Genomic DNA, 1,487 nt, shown 5'->3' on the forward strand with positions numbered 1-1,487 from the left:
CGCAGCAGCTCACCCAGGAAGCGTTTGCGGCTGGTGCCAATCAGCACCCTGTGCCCCAGCGCCTCCAGCTCGCCCAGCGCGGCCAGCAGCGCCCAGTTGTGTTCGGCGTCTTTGGCGAAGCCCAGCCCCGGGTCCAGGATGATCTGTTCGGGCCGCACGCCCTTGGCCACGAACTCGTCGCGCAGCTGGCGCAGTTCGCCCACCACCTCGGTGACCACGTCCTGGTAGTTCGCCTCGGTGACCATGCTCTGCGCGGTGCCGCGGCGGTGCATCAGCACGTAGGGGACCCCGGTTTCGGCGATCAGTTCGGGCATGCCCGGCTCGTAGGTGAGCCGGAGACGTCGTTGATCAGGTGCGCGCCGGCGTCGATGGCGGCACGGGCGGTGTCCACGTGCATGGTGTCTACCGACACCACCGCCCCGCCCTTGGCCAGGGCCTGGATGACCGGGATGATGCGTTCGCGTTCCAGCTGCGGATCCACCTCGGCGGCGCCGGGGCGGGTGGACTCCCCGCCCACGTCAATGATGTCCGCGCCGGAGTACAGCAGCTTCAGGCCCTGGTCGATGGCGGCCCCGGAGTCCAGGTACTTCCCGCCGTCGGAGAAGGAGTCCTCGGTGATGTTCAGGATCCCCATGACCAGGGTGCGGTCGGTGGGCAGATCGGCGAAGGTCTTGCGCTTGATCTTGCGGATCACGGTCAGCGGGCTGGTGGCCGGGCCGGTGCCCGGAATCGCTCCTAGAGACATATCACTACTTTCCTAAGATCAGGCTCATGGCTTCGGCGCGGGTCGCGGTTTCGCGCAGCTGGCCGCGCACCGCACTGGTGACGGTCTTCGCGCCGGGCTTCTGCACCCCGCGCATGGACATGCACATGTGTTCGCATTCCACGACCACGATCGCGCCCTGCGGGTGCAGGTGCTCAACCAAGGCGTCGACGATCTGGGTGGTCAGCCGCTCCTGGACCTGGGGGCGGCGGGCGAAGACCTCCACCAGCCGGGCCAGCTTGCTCAGCCCGGTGACCTTTCCGGCCTTGCCCGGAATGTAGCCGATGTGCGCCGAACCGTGGAACGGGACCAGGTGGTGCTCGCAGGTGGAGTAGAACGGGATGTCCTTGACCAGCACCAGTTCATCGTGCTCGATGTCAAAGGTGGTGTCCAGGTGTTCGGCCGGGTCCTGGCTGAGCCCGGCAAAGAATTCGGCGTACGCCTTGGCGACCCGCTTGGGGGTGTCCACCAGCCCGTCACGGTCCGGGTCCTCGCCGATGGCCAGCAGGATCTCGCGCACCGCCGCCGCGATGCGCGGCTGGTCCACTTCTTTGGCCGGCACGCCGTTGGAGGACTGGGCTCCCTCGGGACCGGGCACGCTGTCCTGGCTCTTCGAACTGTCTATGGTCTTGGAACTACTCACGTTCTAGATCCTATCCGGTTTGGGGTGCCGGCCCGCGCATCGAAAGGTAACACGGGCACCGCCGGCACCCGTGGGCGGTGG

At 67.3% G+C, this 1,487-nt stretch carries 1 protein-coding gene and 1 pseudogene; both read right to left on the reverse strand.

Annotation, left to right across the window (positions count from 1 at the left end):
- Window positions 1–745 (reverse strand): annotated as a pseudogene (folP, locus tag JCM19049_RS14010) (dihydropteroate synthase); the annotation flags it as partial.
- A gap of 4 nt (window positions 746–749) precedes the next feature.
- On the reverse strand, window positions 750–1,361 hold the full coding sequence (gene folE / locus JCM19049_RS14015) for a GTP cyclohydrolase I FolE (protein WP_054821888.1): 612 nt from the start codon (window positions 1,359–1,361) through the stop codon (window positions 750–752).
- Between the last annotated feature and the right edge of the window lie 126 nt (window positions 1,362–1,487).

It is taken from the genome of Arthrobacter sp. JCM 19049 (assembly GCF_001310435.1).